Source organism: Gracilimonas sp. (assembly GCF_017641085.1).
Classification (GTDB): Bacteria; Bacteroidota; Rhodothermia; order Balneolales; family Balneolaceae; genus Gracilimonas.
The window spans coordinates 566123-581664 of the sequence record NZ_JAEPPI010000003.1 but is presented as its reverse complement, the minus strand read 5'-3'; the positions used below and the strand labels follow the sequence as shown (position 1 = coordinate 581664).

Genomic DNA, 15542 nt, shown 5'->3' with positions numbered 1-15542 from the left:
TGATTGCTGATTGCTGACAGCTAAATCTGCTTTATTTATGAAACTGGATTTCTTGTTGCACATATTATTAACCACCGACCATAACTAAACTATGCAAACCTACGCTGCCACTTTGTATGAGGGCACATTTTCCGTTGGATTAGATAAGAAATTTGTCCGAATAAACCGGGATGACCCTCCTGCTAAAGGCGCATTGAAACTATCTTTGAATCCGGCGCTCATTCACACCCCGGAGCGGAATTATCTGTTTGATTGCGGAATTGGGGAGTTCGGTGAAGATACCGGACCGGAAACCATTCGGCAGAATTTGAACGACCACGGACTTACCGAATTTGATATCACCGATATCTTTTTGAGTCACCTGCACTACGACCATATTGGTGGATTAGCCCATCGCGAGAGTGGGTATTGGGAACTTACCTTCCCGGATGCCAAACTTTGGGTTTCCAAAAAAGGCTGGGAAAAGGTGATGGCTAAAGATGAGTACTATGATGAAGAGAAAACGGAGTTTGTCTCTTTTATCGATGCCAAAGCCGACCTCCATTTTCTGGATGAGGAAGACCAGCCCTATCCTGAATTGAAAGTCCGGAAGATTGGCGGACATACTGAGTTTCACCAGGTTTTGCTTTTTGAAGATGGCGAACATAAATACCTGCAGGCCGGTGATGTTATTGGAACCAAAGGAGCCATCAACCGAAAGTATGCAGCCAAGTATGACTTTGAACCCAAAGTAAGCCAGCAGAAGCGCGAAGAATTGGCCAAACTGGCATTTGATGAAGGATATACTATTTTAGCCTACCATGAAGATCAGAACCCTTTGTTTAAACTGACTGATTACAATGAGAAAACCGGGTACAGCACCGAAAACATCGAGTCTTATGTCCCTGCCTGATTACATCACTGACATCAAAAACTTCCTCACCGATAATGACTTCCCTGAACAAATAGACTCAGCCGTCATTCTCGGCTCCGGACTGGGTACATTTGGGGATCACATTGAGGATGCACTTTCTATTGAATATTCTGAGATTCCTGATTTCCCCCAATCTACCGTAGTCGGTCATTCCGGGTCGCTGATTTGTGGGGAAGTGGAAGGCAAAACCGTACTGGCCTTTTCCGGCCGTTTTCATCATTATGAAGGGCATGCTTTTGCCAAAACCGTACTTCCGGTGCAATTGGCTAAAGCTTTTGGTGTGGACAAACTCATTATCTCAAATGCGGCCGGGGGTATCAATCTGCGTTATCGGGTGGGAGATTTGATGATCATTGACAGTATTATCAAACAGTATATGATGGTTTCCGAACCGGCTGTAAATACCTGGAGCTCAAAGTTTGAAGAGTATGCCCGCGAAGTAAAAGCTATTGCCCGCGACCTGAATATTGAAACCCAAACAGGAACTTATCTTTACGTGAAAGGGCCAAATTACGAGAGCAAAGCCGAAATAAGGGCCTTCCGCAAAATGGGCGGTGATGCAGTTGGGATGAGTACGGCCCCGGAATTAATTGAAGCTGCCAAACTGGGAGTTAAGACGGCCGCCGTTTCGCTGATCACCAATGCGGCTGCCGGAGTCACCGACCAGAAACTGGATCATGCAGAAGTAAAGGAAGCGGCAGATCAGAAAAAAGGAGTGTTTGCGAAGCTGGTGAAGGGGTTGATTAAGAAATTTTAGGTGTTGCTATCAGCTGACTACTTAAGCTGTCAGCATTCAGGTTTCAGCTGTCAGTTTCTCTCACTTATTTAATTCCGGGTAGATCACTCAAACTCATTGCAGCCGGGCTGGTAGTATTCTTCATTGAAATCGGGATAGGAAGCGGTTAGTTCTTCATCGTCCCAGATCGAGGCTTTTGCCAATTCCCGGTTCTCATCAACGTATAGGGCCTGCCCGGTGCTGTCAACCCAACTACTTGAGGTTTGGACAAAAAGACACGGGTCAGAAAAATTATCTGTTCTGTTGATTTCACTCACACCATCTGTTGCATGAATTAAATAAAACTTCTCCGAACAGAACTCCTCACAAGCACTCACCAATAACCGGTCAGCATCAATCCAGGCTACCCCGTCAAAATCATTACCGGGTACATCAAAAGTATTTTGCGGCAACCACTGTCCGTTTTCTTCTTCCCAGAATACAATGTCGATGGTACAATCGGAACGAGTTTCGAGGACGGCCAGCATACTTCCATCAAAAGACGGGATTACATTGATTGACTGAAAATTTCCAATTTTATCTCCGCAAATCCCGGAATCATTGGGCGAAAACGTGTGTAGCAATTCACCGGTTTCGGCATTTGTCAGGTGGTATTCTTCGGAAAAACTACCTGAGACCAGGTACCCGGACTCTTTCATGTAAAACAAATCTTCTGCATTCCCTTTTAAAACCTCCGAAACTTCGAAGTCGCCATTTAATTCTGTATCCGTCAGGTAAATAGAGTATTCCTCATTCTTCACATCACCACCGTCAGGATAATTTCTCCTGTAGTCATACTTATTCAGTATATAAGCTATTTCAGAGCTGTCATCACTCCAAACAGGCGCAGTTATTCTTTCTTTGTTTTTCCATTTCGCGCAGGAACCCAGCAGAATGGGGACCAGAATAACGATCAACAGAGATGGATTTTTCATGGCAATGCACCCACAATGATTATTTCCCGCAGGTAAGCGGACATCCGTTATAAGCTATCCATGCTAATGTAGCTCAAAATCTTTTTATTTGGAAAAGGGAAAGTATTTGGCTGATTGCGGTCCAACCAACGGTTCAGAAAAAGAGACAACTCAAATAACCAACAACTAATTATCATAGATTACAATCTGAGCAAAATCTTCCGTCCATTGATCTCTTTCCAAATCCATTAACCACTTGTTTAAGGTGATCCAGTTGTTTTTGTAGCTAAGCTCTTCGGCCAATTTTTCAAACTCATATTTCTCTTTGGTAGCAACGGCAAAAATGAGCTCCGAATAGACCTCCTGATTTCCCTCTGTTTGAGCCATAAAGTCTATAATCCGACGTTCTTTTTCGTTGGGGATGAGGCGAAGCTCATCACTTTTAACATAATTCTCCTGCAGGTAAGTATTGGGAAAAAACATAGCCACACTGTTGTCTTCTTTGATAGAAAATAGTGTGATATATGCATCCTTGGTAGTGGTAACTTCAAATTCAATGGGTTCTCCAACGGTATAGGCCTTTTTGTTGCTCGATATATCTACCTTGAAATACTGATCGTAGTCTTTATCCAGTTTCTGAACCTTACAGGTGTAGGTTATACCAACCATATTCCCTTCTACATAATATTCCGGCGTATCCTCCCCCACAATTCTCCCTTCTACGTTAATTCGCATCAGTCGCCGAAAGGTTTGAAAATAGGCAGCATCATTTTCTTCAATGCTTTCCGTTTCCGCCTGGGCATCAAACGATTTAATATTCAACCCTGTAACTCTTTGAACCGCTTCTACCCGTGCATCTCTTAATAATTCTTCTTTCACCTGATCTAAAGACCGATCCGATTCCTGCATTAGTTCCAGGTTTACGGTTACCGATTGTGGTTTCTCCTGCCCCAAACACTCGCCGGTATAAACCATCAGAAGAATGGTAATGACCAAATGCCCCGTTTTTATCAACCCTTTTGCACCGAATATTTTCATACTGTCGTCTTTTTTTGCCGAAAATATAAATCAACTGAACATAAGTTTATTATTTTTTTTTGCATATAATCCCCTAATTATATTAATTCAGCTAAATCTAAACACAATTTTCGGGGGTACTTATGAAAAGAAATATAATTTTCATCATGCTTTTCTCTTTTTTATTGGCTGCCTGTTCTCAGACATCTTATGTAAGAAAGAACCAATCTCACTTTGACTATCCTAATAGCAATGTTACACCCATAGGAAGCTCAAAAGTATTGGGGACTTCTAAAACAGGTCTTTCAATGAAACCGCCAACCATCACATCTTCCATCGAAGCACAAGCTTATCAGGATGCTCTAAACAAAGTTAACGGAGCTGATATGTTAATAAATATTGATTACAACTGGAAAGTCACGATAATACCAGTTTACGTATTGACATTATATACCGGAAAACTGACTGTCGAAGGATACCCGGTAACCATGGAAGTAGGCGAACAAGAATTAAATTAATCGAGGTACATCATGAATAAGTTTAAATCACTAATTACAGTTTTTGCATGTGCACTTCTATTAGTTGGTTGTAGCACTAAATATGGGCAGAGAGTTGTAAGCAGCCATTATGTTTATCCTAATAGTAATGTTGTACCACTAGGGTATACAACAGCTGAAGTATCCAGAGTAGGTATACTTTTTCCCAAACAAGCTAATAAAGAAGTTTATGAAGAACTCTTTAATCAAGCTTTATCCAAGCACCAAGGTGCAGATATCATTGTGGATATGGGCCTTGACGTAACTTATACACAAATTCCCATTCCTATTCTTACTATCTGGATTACAAAAATGAACCTTACCGGAACTGCAGCGTCGGTTGAAGTTGGTGAGCAAGAGTTATCTCAAATAAGAAACCAAAACTTCGAAGAAGTGGTTGATAAATTTCACTCCTTAGACATTACGAAAATAAGGTGAACACGAATAAACCACTAAATATTTCACTATTACTTTTTACAGTACTGGTATTTTCTGCATGTAGTTCGGTAGGAGTATTAAGCTCTGAAAACGAGTATCTGCCAAAAGCTTCAGATGATGCCAGTATTGTTTTTCAACTGAATTCCAATGTGCCTAGAACAACCTTCTATGTAGATGGAAAAGAAGTTGTAACGGCAGAAAGAGCAAAAATCTTAGTTAATGGTAAAGCTCATACCATTACCGCATCTCCTGAGGGATATAGATCAAAAGAAGAGTACTTACAACCTCCTTACGATAAGACCAATTATCTGCGGTTTACTTTTATGATTGGCGACAAATTGAATACTGATGATGATACTTCAGATCCAATACTGGCCGATCGACAAAGGAAGCCAGATCAAGCGGCAGTTGAAAAACAAACCCCGGTAGATATTGAATTCGATATCCCAAACGCCGATAAAATTAATACTGATGCGGTTGGTGTTATTATCGGTAATAAGGATTACTCAAAAGACATTCCTGATGTTGACTATGCCGTGAATGATGCGACTCTTGTAAAGGAATACTTTATAAACACCCTGGGGATCAAACCCGGAAATATTATTTATGAAGAGAATGCCGGTAAAGCTACTTTTGATGCTATTTTTGGAAATGAAAACAACCACATGGGAAAGCTTCACAACTTCGTGAAACCGGGAAAAAGTGATGTTTATATTTTCTACTCTGGGCATGGTTCCCCCGACGTGAATTCTAACTCGGCTTACATGATGCCTATTGACTCTGACCCCGCCTTTGTATCCTTCTCAGGCTACAGCACCGACCTTTTGTACGGCAACCTTTCTAAGCTGAATGCCAAATCAGTAGCCGTCTTTCTTGATGCCTGCTTTTCCGGAGCATCCGGTTCCGGGGAAATGCTGATTAAGAATGCCTCTCCCATAGGCATTAAAGTAAAGAACAAAGCTTTAACCATCGATAACAGCCTTATCATCACTGCCAGCAGTGGAGAGCAAATTGCCAGCTGGTATCCTCAAATGAGACACGGACTCTTTACCTATTTTTTATTGAAGGGATTTAAAGGCGAAGCGGATCTTGATAATGATGGAATCTTAACTAAATCAGAGCTTCAAAATTATTTGACCGATCAGGATGATGGAATACCCTACTTCGCAAGGCGACTACACAACCGTATCCAAACGCCCGAAATTATTTCCAATGAATACGAAGAAACACTGATAAAGTATAAGAACTAATTTTAGTGCTTGCTCAGTGTGTATCATAGCTTTTACCAAATAGAACCTGGTGTCCCCAACCGGGTGGTTGGGAACAAGATCGATTGCAAGGCGAAACTTAAATTTTACAACGGCAGATTGTCGTGCTTCTTCTTAGGCACGGATTCCACTTTGTTATGGGACACTTCCAGTGCTTTAATCAGTTTCTCACGGGTTTCGGAAGGCAGTATTACATCATCCACATAGCCGCGCTCGGCCGCTTTATAAGGATGCGCAAAGTTCTCGCTATACTGGTCTTCCAGTTCCTTCTGCTTGGCTTCCGGATCATTGGCTTTGGCAATTTCTTTGCGGAAGATAATCTCTACCGCACCCTTGGTTCCCATTACGGCAATCTCGGCTGTTGGCCAGGCCACGTTGTAATCAGCCCTTATATGCTTGGAGTTCATCACATCGTAAGCTCCGCCATAGGCCTTACGGGTAATTACCGTCATTTTTGGAACCGTAGCCTCGCAGAATGCATAAAGCAGCTTAGCTCCGTGTTTGATGATTCCATTCCACTCCTGATCGGTACCGGGCAGGAAGCCGGGGACATCTTCAAATACAACCAGCGGAATATTGAACGCATCACAGAAACGAACAAAACGAGCTCCTTTCAGAGAAGCATCGATATCCAAAACGCCGGCCAGTGAAAGCGGTTGATTAGCAACAACGCCTACACTTCGGCCTCCAAGTCGGGCAAAACCGACCACGATGTTATCCGCATAATCTTTGTGAACCTCGAAGAAGGAATCTTTATCCATAATTCCCTCAATCACATCATGAATATCATACGGCTTGTTGGGGTTAAGCGGCACCAGGTCTTCCAGTGCTTTGGCTTTGGCCGAATCCGGTTCTTTGGATTCTACCATCGGTACTTTTTCCTCACAATTCTGAGGCACGTATTTCATCAGCTGCCGGATGTCATTCAGGCACACAGCATCGTTAGGGCTGGAAAAATGGGAAACCCCCGATTTGGTGCTATGCGTAGAAGCACCGCCTAATTCTTCGGATGTAACTTCTTCATGCGTTACTGTTTTTACCACATTCGGTCCGGTTACAAACATATAGCTGGAATTTTCCACCATAAAAATGAAATCGGTAAGCGCCGGACTGTACACAGCTCCACCGGCACAAGGACCCATTACGGCTGAAATCTGAGGCACAACACCAGAGGCCATACTGTTTCTCCAGAAGACCTCGGCATATCCACCTAGTGAGGAAACCCCTTCCTGAATACGAGCACCTCCTGAATCATTAAGACCGATGATAGGCACTCCGTTTTTCATAGCGAGGTCCATAATCTTGCAAATTTTCTCTGCGTGAGTTTCTGACAGAGAACCGCCAAATACGGTAAAATCCTGACTGAAAATATAAACCGGACGGCCGTGAATTTTAGCGTGGCCGGTTACGACCCCATCCCCTAATATCTTTTTCTTATCCAATCCGAAAGCTGTACTCCGGTGGGTCACAAACTTGTCAATTTCCTCGAACGAGCCTTTATCCACCAACAGATCGATTCGCTCTCGGGCGGTTAGTTTGCCTTTATCATGTTGCTTCTCGATTCGGGCTTCACCTCCGCCTTTAAGTGCTTCTTCCCGCAGTTTCTGTAGTCGTTCTACTTTTGGATTGGATGCCATAATTAAGGTATTGTTTAAGATTTATATTCGTCAAAGTAAGCTTGCAGCCGGTCGGTAAAATCGATGGCTACTTCAGATGTCATATCAACTTTATTAGTCGAAAATACTTTTTTTTCAATGAATTCAGTAGCCTCATCCCAATTGTCCAGCTCCTGAATTTTACTCAGGGCTTTTTCGTATTTCTTATCTGATCCTTTGAAAATTTCTTCTACAAAAAAGCCTTCATTGTTGATCATAAAGTCCTTCAGTGTGGGCATGGTCTGGTCGTCTTCGTCCTCTTCATCAACGAGTTCATCGACCAGCGTTTCTTCATCAATCAGCATATCGTCACTATCCGAACCCTTGCTGCTCATCAACATATCCATTTGGTCGGGACGTATAAACTGCTGCCACATGGGCTGCTCTTCATTATCTTCGGCTTCTTCCTCAATAACAGATTCATCCGTATCATCTTCCGCAGCTAATTCATCCAGCACATCCTCTTCTTCTTTTTCAGGCGCCGGTTCTGCAGGCTTCTCTCCTTTTTTAGAGGACTTCTTTTTCTTCTTTTTTGATTTTTTCTTTTCCTCTTCCTCTTCTTCTTCAGTCAGGTTTTTGAACGAATGTGCTGCCTGATCAAGTACCGTTACGAGGTTCTCCCGAAACTTCTTGATTTCATCGGTTTGATCTCCGGTTTTGAGTGATTCCGAGATCTTTTCAGCATCGGGCACTTCTTCAAACTCCTCAAAAATGGACTTATCTTTCTGCTCGGTTTTAAACAAAGCATTGAATGACTCTTCGTCCGTCATTTGCGGACCTTCTTCGCTGTAATCGCCAAAAAAACTATCCAACAATCGCTGTTCCTTTTCATCAATTTCTTCCATCTCCTCTTCATCCGGATGGTCAAATCGATTTTTCTGGGCAATTAACTCCTCGCGGAACTGATCCCTGAATTTCTCCTGAAGCTTCACATCCAGCAAGTCTGGATAGGACAGAATTTCAATAAACCGCTCTTTAGTTATCTGCTCATCCAGTTCGTTAAAAGCTTTTGCCGTGAGGTACAGTCCCTTGTCTTCAAAAAATAGCTGAATGAGCTTGGCATCTACTTCTCCTCCAAATAGGGTAAACAAAAGCTCAAGGACCTGCGCCCATTCTTTGGCGGTATAGGAAGCCACAAGGTTAGCATCCAGGTTATGGATAAGCAGTTTACAGCGCTTTTTCTCCAACGTTTTCAGCTTCCGCTTTTTCATATACAGCGGAATGGCTTTACCAAAGTGCTTATAAATAGTCAGCTTGTCGGTTCGCCGAACCAGCTCTTCGTAATCGAGTTCTTCTTCGCCTTTGTAAATATAATCCGCCATGTGATGGCGCGGTTCCAGGTACACCTTCACAATTTCGGTCATTACCCGGCTGGTAACTACGTAAAACTTGTCTTTGGGAATGCGGGAATTCGCAAATAATGCTTGCTGAAATTCTTTCCACGCATCTTTAACCAGCTGCTGATCGGTGTTCGCCCATTCCGTGTCTTCCAAAACAAATTCTTTCTTCAGCTTTTCGTTGATTTCGATGCGAATTCGTTCAACAATAAAGGTCGGAAACCCCGCTGAAAGACAGTCTTTCAGGGTATAATAGGGCTTGTCGGATTTAACCGCGCCAATAAGCCGATCGATGATTTCTTCTACTGCCTGATGCATAAGTCGTTTTAGTATTTCACTGAAAATAAAGCCTGCCGGCTCGCAATACAATTAAGGATTTAGATATTCCGTTATAGTTTTCAAATTTTATGAACTGAAAGCATATTCTTATTAGTCACAAACTTGCTACCTTTGGGGCATGATTTCACTTCAGGTACAAAATCTTACCAAAAAATTTAACCGTCATACCATTTTCTCGGATCTCAACTTTGAGCACACCGGAGGAATTCTGGGTATATCGGGAGCCAATGGCAGTGGTAAATCAACATTGGTAAAATGCCTGTCATATCTCCTCCGCCCTAATTCGGGAACCATCATTTGGAAGCAGAATGATGAAGTGATGGATCAAAAACAGGTAAAAGCTCAGATGGGATATGCGGCTCCTTACATCAACCTCTATGCAGAATTATCGGTTGAGGAGAACCTGCGCTTTTTGATTGAAGCCGGAGGCAGAGTTGGACGAGGAGATCGACTTTCAGCCTTACTTGAGAAGGTTCAGATACCGCATTTGAGCGATCAGCTTTTTGGAAGCCTTTCTACCGGACAGCAACAACGCATTAAACTGGCCGCCGCTTTGGTTCGTAAGCCCAAAATATTAATGCTGGACGAACCCGGTTCCAACCTCGACGAAAAAGGACACACACTGGTATCCGAGATAGTCATAGAAGCAGCTGAGGCTGGTACTCTGGTCTTCCTCGCCTCCAACGATCCCAACGAAATTGCCTTGTGTGACACTGTTCTTAATGTTAGTGATGAGTGATTAGGTGATAAAGTGATGGGGTGTTTATAAGCTATGAGGTAGCGAATCAATATTTTAATCACACATTTCTTTCGGGTCCACTCCTCTCATTTACACCTAATCCCCCACTTCACCCAATCACCTAATCACTTTATCACCTCACTACTTTATAACTTTATAACTCTCAACTGTCTTCGGATTCTCTTAACTTTGTCTGCCAAATCGAATATTCATCGTTCCAAATTCAATACTGCAATATGATCTCACAAAATGATCAGAAACTCGCAAACCTCATTCTTGAACACAGTACCGAGGTTCAGGAAGGGCACAATGTGATGGTACAGCTTATCGGCTTAAACGGTATCGACCTGCTCCGAGCTTTGGTAGAGCAAATCCGTGAAAAGGGAGCGCACCCGTTTATAAAGATCGAAGATGCGGATACGCAACGTATTTTAATTGAAAATGGTGATGAGGAATTCTGGAAGAATCAGGCTTCTGTGGATCAGCTTCCACTGATGAAGCAAATGGATGCCTTCATCGGAATCCGTGCTTCGCAGAATATCTATGAAAATTCACAAGCCAGTAAGGAAGCCAATAAAGCCTATTCCGAGCATTTTCTGAAGCCGGTTCACTTTGATGAGCGCGTTAATAATACCAACTGGTGCATCATGCGGTATCCATCGGCTGCCTTTGCGATGAACGCCAAAATGCCAACGCGCGCCTTCGCTGATTTTTATTACGATGCCTGCCTGGTTGACTACGCCCAGCTTGAAGAAGCAATGAAGCCCCTGGAAAAACGACTGCGAGCCACCGATGAAATTCACCTGAAAGGCGAAGGAACCGATATTAAGTTTTCGGTTAAGGGCCAGAATTGGGTTCCCTGCTTTGGTAAGCGAAATATCCCTGACGGAGAACTTTTCACCTCTCCTGTTCTGGATTCGGTAAATGGAGTGATTTCTTACGCTCCTTCCGTATATCAGGGCAAACCTTTTGAATTTGTTAAGCTGGAAGTAAAAGGCGGCGTGGTGGTTGATTTTGATTCCTCCAACAACGAAGCTCTCAAAGATATTCTGGACACAGACGAGGGAGCACGGCGATTTGGAGAATTCAGCTTTGGGTTGAACCCGGTAATCGAGAGCCCGATGTATGACATTCTTTTTGATGAGAAGATTTACGGGTCCAACCACCTTACCCTCGGTAAAGACTATGAAGTAGCACCTAACGGCAATTCCAGTAACATCCATTGGGATCTGGTTTGTATTGGTGCTGATGTGTACCTGGACGGAGAGCTGGTGCGCGAAGGCCGCAAGTTTGTTGCTGACGACCTTAAAGGTTTAAACCCCGAAAAACTACGGTAGCATATCAAATTTAAGGATGAAGAAAACAGTATTAATTTACGGGGCTGTACTTGCTGCCGGTGTATTAGTAGTCGAAGCGATTGAATATTTCTACACGATAGAAATCATTTCAACTCCGGTATATATCGTTGCCATTGCCATTCTATTTACCGTATTAGGCATTTGGCTGGGTAAAAAACTAACGGCAAAAGCACCACAGGAATCTGAAAAAACCTCCTTCAAACGGAATAAAAAAGCCTTGAAGTCGCTGGGTATCAGCGAGCGCGAACTTGATGTCCTCGAGCATCTCGGTAAAGGTCACTCTAACCAGGAAATAGCCAATAAGCTTTTTATATCTATCAATACGGTGAAAACACACCTTTCCAGTGTTTACCAAAAACTGGAAGTAAGCCGCCGAAGCATGGCCGTTAAAAAAGCCCGCTCGTTAAAGCTCATCCCATAAAAAAATCCACCGCCCCATTCGAGCCGGTGGATTGAAGTTACCAGGGATTAATTGATTAATCGCTGACTTTTGGTCCTGCGTTTATGATTTCATCACTGCTTTCTGCTTTATACTTATCGAAGTTTTTGCGGAAGAGCTTACCAAGCTTTTGAGCCTGTGCATCATACTCATCTGCATTGCTCCAGGAGTTACGTGGCTGTAGTATTTCTGAAGGAACTTCAGGGCAGTTTGTTGGAATCCTGAAACCAAACACTTCGTCTTGCACCGTATCGGCATTATCAAGTTTACCTTCATGAATGGCATTAATGATCGCACGTGTATTTTTGAGATTGATGCGCTCTCCGCCTTTGCCATAGGCTCCGCCGGTAATTCCGGTATTCACCAGCCAGGCTTTGGCATTATGAGTTCTCATTTTCTCCGCGAGCATTTCGGCATATTTAGACGGTGGCCATACCAGGAAAGCTGCTCCAAAACAGGCAGAAAATGTAGCTTCAGGCTCTGTAACACCCATTTCGGTTCCGGCAACTTTGGCGGTATATCCACTGATAAAGTGGTACATAGCCTGCTCAGGAGACAGCTTGCTTACCGGAGGCAATACACCGAAGGCATCATAAGTCAAAAAGATGATGTTTTTAGGATGTCCGGCTGTGCATGGGATTTTGGAATTTGAGATAAAGTCGATAGGATACGAAGCCCGGGTGTTTTGAGTGATGGAAACATCATCGTAATCCACTTTACGGGTATTCGCATCATAGCCCACATTCTCCAGCACCGTTCCGAACTTGATGGCATTATATATCTCAGGCTCTTTTTCCTCAGAGAGGTTGATGGTTTTTGCATAGCAACCCCCTTCGATATTAAACACGCCGTCTTCACTCCAGCAGTGTTCATCATCGCCTATCAGTTTGCGGCTATTGTCAGCCGAAAGTGTGGTTTTTCCGGTTCCGGATAAACCAAAGAAGAGCGCTACATCTTCGGGTTTCTCCCCTTCGTTTGCCGAACAGTGCATGGATAGTACATCTTTCTTAGGCATCAGGTAATGCATTACGGTAAAGATTCCTTTCTTCATCTCCCCGGCATATTCGGTTCCCAGAATCACCATTTCGCCTTTCTCAAAGTTCACATCTACACTGGCATCGGAGGTCATTCCTTCAGTAAAACGGTTTGCAGGAAATTTACCGGCGTTATAGACTACAAAATCAGGCTCTCCAAAGTTTTCCAGCTCCTCGGCCGTTGGCCGGATCAACATATTATGCATAAACAATCCATGATACGGGCGCTCTGCAATAATCCGGACTTTGAGGCGATAGTTGGGATCCCACCCTGCAAAACCATCAACTATATACAGCCGCTCCCGGGTATTCAGGTAATCGGTGGCTCTTTGATGGTTGATGTTAAAGGTGTGTTCATCCAGCGCAATATTCACATTACCCCACCATACTTCCTTTTCAACTCCGGGAGTTTTCACAACCCGCTTGTCGGCCGGACTTCGCCCCGTTCTTTTCCCTGAACGAACAACCAAAGCACCCGACTCTGATACCGCAGAACCGGGATCGAATTTGATGGCATCCTCATAGAATTTTGCAGGAGCCGGGTTCCTGATGATATTTTCTACTGAAATTTTATGTTTCGATAAATCCACGTTATTTCCCATTGCTTCGAGGCTTAGAGTTCTTCGATTGAGTAAGTACTTATAGGTACCCATCAATCATGAATATTTGATTAACAAATTGCGATCGATTTCGATTTCTAAGAAAAATATTCCTACGCATTACTATTTACAGGGGTTTTTTCCCTAAAATATCAAAATCATACTTTCGGGTGATGCATTCCTTTTTCAATTTCACTTACTTGGAGCTGCACTTTAAACCAAGCATCTCACAATATGTCAAAAATTATACTCACATTCGGCATTCTTGCCGGGCTGATTAACTTGTTCATCGCTACCCTCCTCACCAACCTTGCGGGAGATGAAATGATGCACGCCAATTCGGAGTGGATTGGCTATTTGGTTATGATCATTGCTCTGTCCATGATCTTTGTGGGAATAAAACAATATCGGGATAACTACCTGGGCGGCGTAATCAAATTCGGAAAAGCATTTTTGGCAGGATTATATATCGCGTTGGTTGCCAGTGCTTTCTATGTGGGCGGATGGGAAATTTACCTCCAAACCTCTGATGTCAACTTCATCGAAACCTATTCAACTTCCGTTATTGAAAACATGGAAGCTGATGGCGCATCTGATGAAGCGATAGCGGAAATGGAAGAACAAATACAGTTCTATTCTGATATGTATGAAAACCCGTTTTTCCGTGTCCTCTTAACGCTGTCAGAAATTCTGCCTGTCGGTTTGATTATTTCACTGATTAGTGCAGCTTTATTGCGAAAGAGCACCTTTATGCCAACCGAAGAAAATATGAACCCGGATGCGTCCGCAATTTAAAATTCAACAAGAAAAGCTATGAAAATTGAAGCCGACAGTCCTGAAGAATACATTCAAAAAATCCCCGAAGAACGTAAAGAACCCATCAAAAAACTTCGATCGGTTATTAGTAAAAACCTGCCTGAAGGGTTCAAAGAACAAATGAGCTACGGGATGATTGGTTATGTTGTGCCCCATTCGCTGTACCCGAATGGATACCACGTAGCGCCGGAGCTTCCTCTGCCCTTTATAAATATTGCTTCTCAAAAGAATCATATTGCGGTGTACCACTCCGGCATTTATGCTGATGATGAACTCATGAACTGGTTTAAGGGAGAGTATCCCAAACACGTAAAAACCAAGCTCGATATGGGCAAAAGTTGTATCCGTTTTCGAAATCCGGATCACATTCCCTACGAATTGATAGGCGAGCTGGCGGGAAAAATGACACCCAAGGAATGGATCGAGCTTTACGAAAAGAACATTAAAAGTTAACGAAACCACATTATCATGAATCCTAATAATCACTCTCTTTCACTTGCAGTTAAAGACATCCATGCCTCTAAAGCATTTTATGAAAAACTGGGGTTTGAACCGGTTGAAGGTACCGGCCCCATCGAGAACAACTGGATTATTATGAAGAAGGGAAATTCTCTGATCGGTTTATTCCAGGATATGTTTGAGGAAAATATCATCACCTTTAACCCAACAGATGCCCGAAGTGTCTATAAAGATTTAAAGGAAAAGGAGGTTACATTCCTGATGGAGTCAGATTCCATCCACGAGGATAAAGGTCCGTGCCACTTTTGCATCGAAGACCCGGATGGAAACCAGATTTTATTTGACCAGCATAACGATTAATAAGTTAGCTTTCAGCCATCAGTAAACAGCTTTCAGTTTTTTTCAGAGACATAAACTGAAAGCTGAAGGCCGAAAGCTAACAGCTAAAAATCAAAATCTATGAAAAAGCGAGTAACCGGAATTGGTGGCGTATTTTTGAAAGCTAAAGATCCCGATGCCACAAGAGATTGGTACCGGGACCATCTGGGTATTAAAAGCGGAAAGTATGGCGGCACCTTTGAGTGGCGACATGCCGAAAACCCGGATAAGAAGGGCTACACCGCCTGGAGCATGTTTGATGAAAACACCGAATACACCAATCCCAGCAAAAAAGACGCAATGGTTAATTACCGGGTAGATAACCTGGAAGAGCTGCTTAAGGTTCTTGAAGAGGAAGGCGTGGAAATTATAGGAGAAATGGAAGTTTACGAATACGGCAAGTTCGGCTGGATTATGGATCCCAATGGCTACAAAATCGAACTCTGGGAACCAAACGATGAAGAGTATGAGAAAATTAAGGGCGAGACTAATTTGTCCAGCTAAGCTGGAATTCAAAATTAAGAATTT

General features: G+C 43.0%; 17 protein-coding genes. 12 read left to right on the top strand and 5 right to left on the bottom strand.

Annotated elements, in window-relative coordinates:
- The first annotated feature begins 91 nt into the window (after positions 1-91).
- A complete protein-coding gene (locus tag JJ941_RS13550) occupies positions 92-892 on the top strand; it encodes an MBL fold metallo-hydrolase (protein ID WP_290966273.1) in 801 nt (266 codons plus the stop codon).
- A complete protein-coding gene (locus JJ941_RS13545; protein ID WP_290966270.1) occupies positions 879-1670 on the top strand; it encodes a purine-nucleoside phosphorylase in 792 nt (263 codons plus the stop codon). The genes JJ941_RS13550 and JJ941_RS13545 overlap by 14 nt, the downstream gene beginning before the upstream one ends.
- Positions 1671-1753: 83 nt before the next feature.
- On the opposite strand, the gene JJ941_RS13540 is transcribed toward JJ941_RS13545, so the two are convergent.
- The gene (locus tag JJ941_RS13540) at positions 1754-2623 is read right to left on the bottom strand and encodes a hypothetical protein (RefSeq protein WP_290966267.1); all 870 of its coding nucleotides are present in this window, start codon (positions 2621-2623) and stop codon (positions 1754-1756) included.
- 165 nt (positions 2624-2788) lie between these two features.
- Positions 2789-3640 (bottom strand): DUF4384 domain-containing protein, encoded by an 852-nt coding sequence (locus JJ941_RS13535; RefSeq protein ID WP_290966265.1) that lies wholly within the window; start codon positions 3638-3640, stop codon positions 2789-2791.
- Positions 3641-3762: 122 nt separating this feature from the next.
- On the opposite strand from JJ941_RS13535, the gene JJ941_RS13530 reads away from it, so the two are divergent.
- Genes JJ941_RS13530 through JJ941_RS13520 form a run of 3 tightly spaced genes read left to right on the top strand, consistent with a single transcriptional unit; the run spans position 3763 to position 5843 of the window.
- Entirely contained in the window at positions 3763-4137 is a 375-nt protein-coding gene (locus tag JJ941_RS13530) for a hypothetical protein (protein WP_290966263.1), read from the top strand.
- Between the two features lie 12 nt (positions 4138-4149).
- A complete protein-coding gene (locus JJ941_RS13525; protein ID WP_255132904.1) occupies positions 4150-4593 on the top strand; it encodes a hypothetical protein in 444 nt (147 codons plus the stop codon).
- On the top strand, positions 4590-5843 hold the full coding sequence (locus JJ941_RS13520; protein WP_290966259.1) for a caspase family protein: 1254 nt from the start codon (positions 4590-4592) through the stop codon (positions 5841-5843). The genes JJ941_RS13525 and JJ941_RS13520 overlap by 4 nt, the downstream gene beginning before the upstream one ends.
- A 104-nt stretch (positions 5844-5947) precedes the next feature.
- Here JJ941_RS13520 and JJ941_RS13515 read toward each other — a convergent pair whose 3' ends face one another.
- The gene (locus JJ941_RS13515; protein WP_290966256.1) at positions 5948-7498 is read right to left on the bottom strand and encodes an acyl-CoA carboxylase subunit beta; all 1551 of its coding nucleotides are present in this window, start codon (positions 7496-7498) and stop codon (positions 5948-5950) included.
- A gap of 14 nt (positions 7499-7512) precedes the next feature.
- Positions 7513-9171: a hypothetical protein gene (locus JJ941_RS13510; RefSeq protein ID WP_290966253.1), complete on the bottom strand. Its 1659-nt coding sequence runs from the start codon at positions 9169-9171 to the stop codon at positions 7513-7515.
- A 139-nt stretch (positions 9172-9310) separates the two neighbouring features.
- Between JJ941_RS13510 and JJ941_RS13505 the strand changes: the two genes are divergently transcribed.
- The 3 genes from JJ941_RS13505 to JJ941_RS13495 all read left to right on the top strand — a co-directional run bounded on the left by JJ941_RS13505 (position 9311) and on the right by JJ941_RS13495 (position 11710).
- A complete protein-coding gene (locus JJ941_RS13505) occupies positions 9311-9931 on the top strand; it encodes an ABC transporter ATP-binding protein (RefSeq protein WP_290966252.1) in 621 nt (206 codons plus the stop codon).
- A 236-nt stretch (positions 9932-10167) separates the two neighbouring features.
- Entirely contained in the window at positions 10168-11268 is a 1101-nt protein-coding gene (locus JJ941_RS13500) for an aminopeptidase (RefSeq protein ID WP_290966249.1), read from the top strand.
- 16 nt (positions 11269-11284) lie between these two features.
- The gene (locus JJ941_RS13495) at positions 11285-11710 is read left to right on the top strand and encodes a LuxR C-terminal-related transcriptional regulator (protein ID WP_290966247.1); all 426 of its coding nucleotides are present in this window, start codon (positions 11285-11287) and stop codon (positions 11708-11710) included.
- Positions 11711-11765: 55 nt separating this feature from the next.
- On the opposite strand, the gene pckA is transcribed toward JJ941_RS13495, so the two are convergent.
- The gene (gene pckA / locus JJ941_RS13490) at positions 11766-13364 is read right to left on the bottom strand and encodes a phosphoenolpyruvate carboxykinase (ATP) (RefSeq protein WP_290966245.1); all 1599 of its coding nucleotides are present in this window, start codon (positions 13362-13364) and stop codon (positions 11766-11768) included.
- A gap of 231 nt (positions 13365-13595) precedes the next feature.
- On the opposite strand from pckA, the gene JJ941_RS13485 reads away from it, so the two are divergent.
- The 4 genes from JJ941_RS13485 (at position 13596) to JJ941_RS13470 (ending at position 15518) form a co-directional block, all read left to right on the top strand.
- Positions 13596-14156 carry a DUF4199 domain-containing protein gene (locus JJ941_RS13485; protein WP_290966244.1) on the top strand — a complete coding sequence of 187 codons (561 nt, stop codon included), beginning with the start codon at positions 13596-13598 and terminating at the stop codon, positions 14154-14156.
- An 18-nt stretch (positions 14157-14174) separates the two neighbouring features.
- Positions 14175-14630, top strand: coding sequence for a DUF1801 domain-containing protein (locus tag JJ941_RS13480; RefSeq protein ID WP_290966240.1), 456 nt, complete (start codon positions 14175-14177; stop codon positions 14628-14630).
- 15 nt (positions 14631-14645) lie between these two features.
- Positions 14646-14996: a VOC family protein gene (locus tag JJ941_RS13475; RefSeq protein WP_255132922.1), complete on the top strand. Its 351-nt coding sequence runs from the start codon at positions 14646-14648 to the stop codon at positions 14994-14996.
- Positions 14997-15095: 99 nt separating this feature from the next.
- A complete protein-coding gene (locus tag JJ941_RS13470) occupies positions 15096-15518 on the top strand; it encodes a VOC family protein (protein ID WP_290966236.1) in 423 nt (140 codons plus the stop codon).
- Positions 15519-15542 lie beyond the last annotated feature (24 nt).

Coding starts and splice junctions, on each gene's coding strand:
- JJ941_RS13470 (WP_290966236.1), top strand. CDS start 15,096: ATGAAAAAGCGAGTAACCGGAATTGGTGGCGTATTTTTGAAAGCTAAA.
- JJ941_RS13510 (WP_290966253.1), bottom strand. CDS start 9,171: ATGCATCAGGCAGTAGAAGAAATCATCGATCGGCTTATTGGCGCGGTT.
- JJ941_RS13515 (WP_290966256.1), bottom strand. CDS start 7,498: ATGGCATCCAATCCAAAAGTAGAACGACTACAGAAACTGCGGGAAGAA.
- pckA (WP_290966245.1), bottom strand. CDS start 13,364: ATGGGAAATAACGTGGATTTATCGAAACATAAAATTTCAGTAGAAAAT.
- JJ941_RS13530 (WP_290966263.1), top strand. CDS start 3,763: ATGAAAAGAAATATAATTTTCATCATGCTTTTCTCTTTTTTATTGGCT.
- JJ941_RS13480 (WP_290966240.1), top strand. CDS start 14,175: ATGAAAATTGAAGCCGACAGTCCTGAAGAATACATTCAAAAAATCCCC.
- JJ941_RS13500 (WP_290966249.1), top strand. CDS start 10,168: ATGATCTCACAAAATGATCAGAAACTCGCAAACCTCATTCTTGAACAC.
- JJ941_RS13535 (WP_290966265.1), bottom strand. CDS start 3,640: ATGAAAATATTCGGTGCAAAAGGGTTGATAAAAACGGGGCATTTGGTC.
- JJ941_RS13525 (WP_255132904.1), top strand. CDS start 4,150: ATGAATAAGTTTAAATCACTAATTACAGTTTTTGCATGTGCACTTCTA.
- JJ941_RS13540 (WP_290966267.1), bottom strand. CDS start 2,623: ATGAAAAATCCATCTCTGTTGATCGTTATTCTGGTCCCCATTCTGCTG.
- JJ941_RS13550 (WP_290966273.1), top strand. CDS start 92: ATGCAAACCTACGCTGCCACTTTGTATGAGGGCACATTTTCCGTTGGA.
- JJ941_RS13505 (WP_290966252.1), top strand. CDS start 9,311: ATGATTTCACTTCAGGTACAAAATCTTACCAAAAAATTTAACCGTCAT.
- JJ941_RS13485 (WP_290966244.1), top strand. CDS start 13,596: ATGTCAAAAATTATACTCACATTCGGCATTCTTGCCGGGCTGATTAAC.
- JJ941_RS13495 (WP_290966247.1), top strand. CDS start 11,285: ATGAAGAAAACAGTATTAATTTACGGGGCTGTACTTGCTGCCGGTGTA.
- JJ941_RS13545 (WP_290966270.1), top strand. CDS start 879: ATGTCCCTGCCTGATTACATCACTGACATCAAAAACTTCCTCACCGAT.
- JJ941_RS13475 (WP_255132922.1), top strand. CDS start 14,646: ATGAATCCTAATAATCACTCTCTTTCACTTGCAGTTAAAGACATCCAT.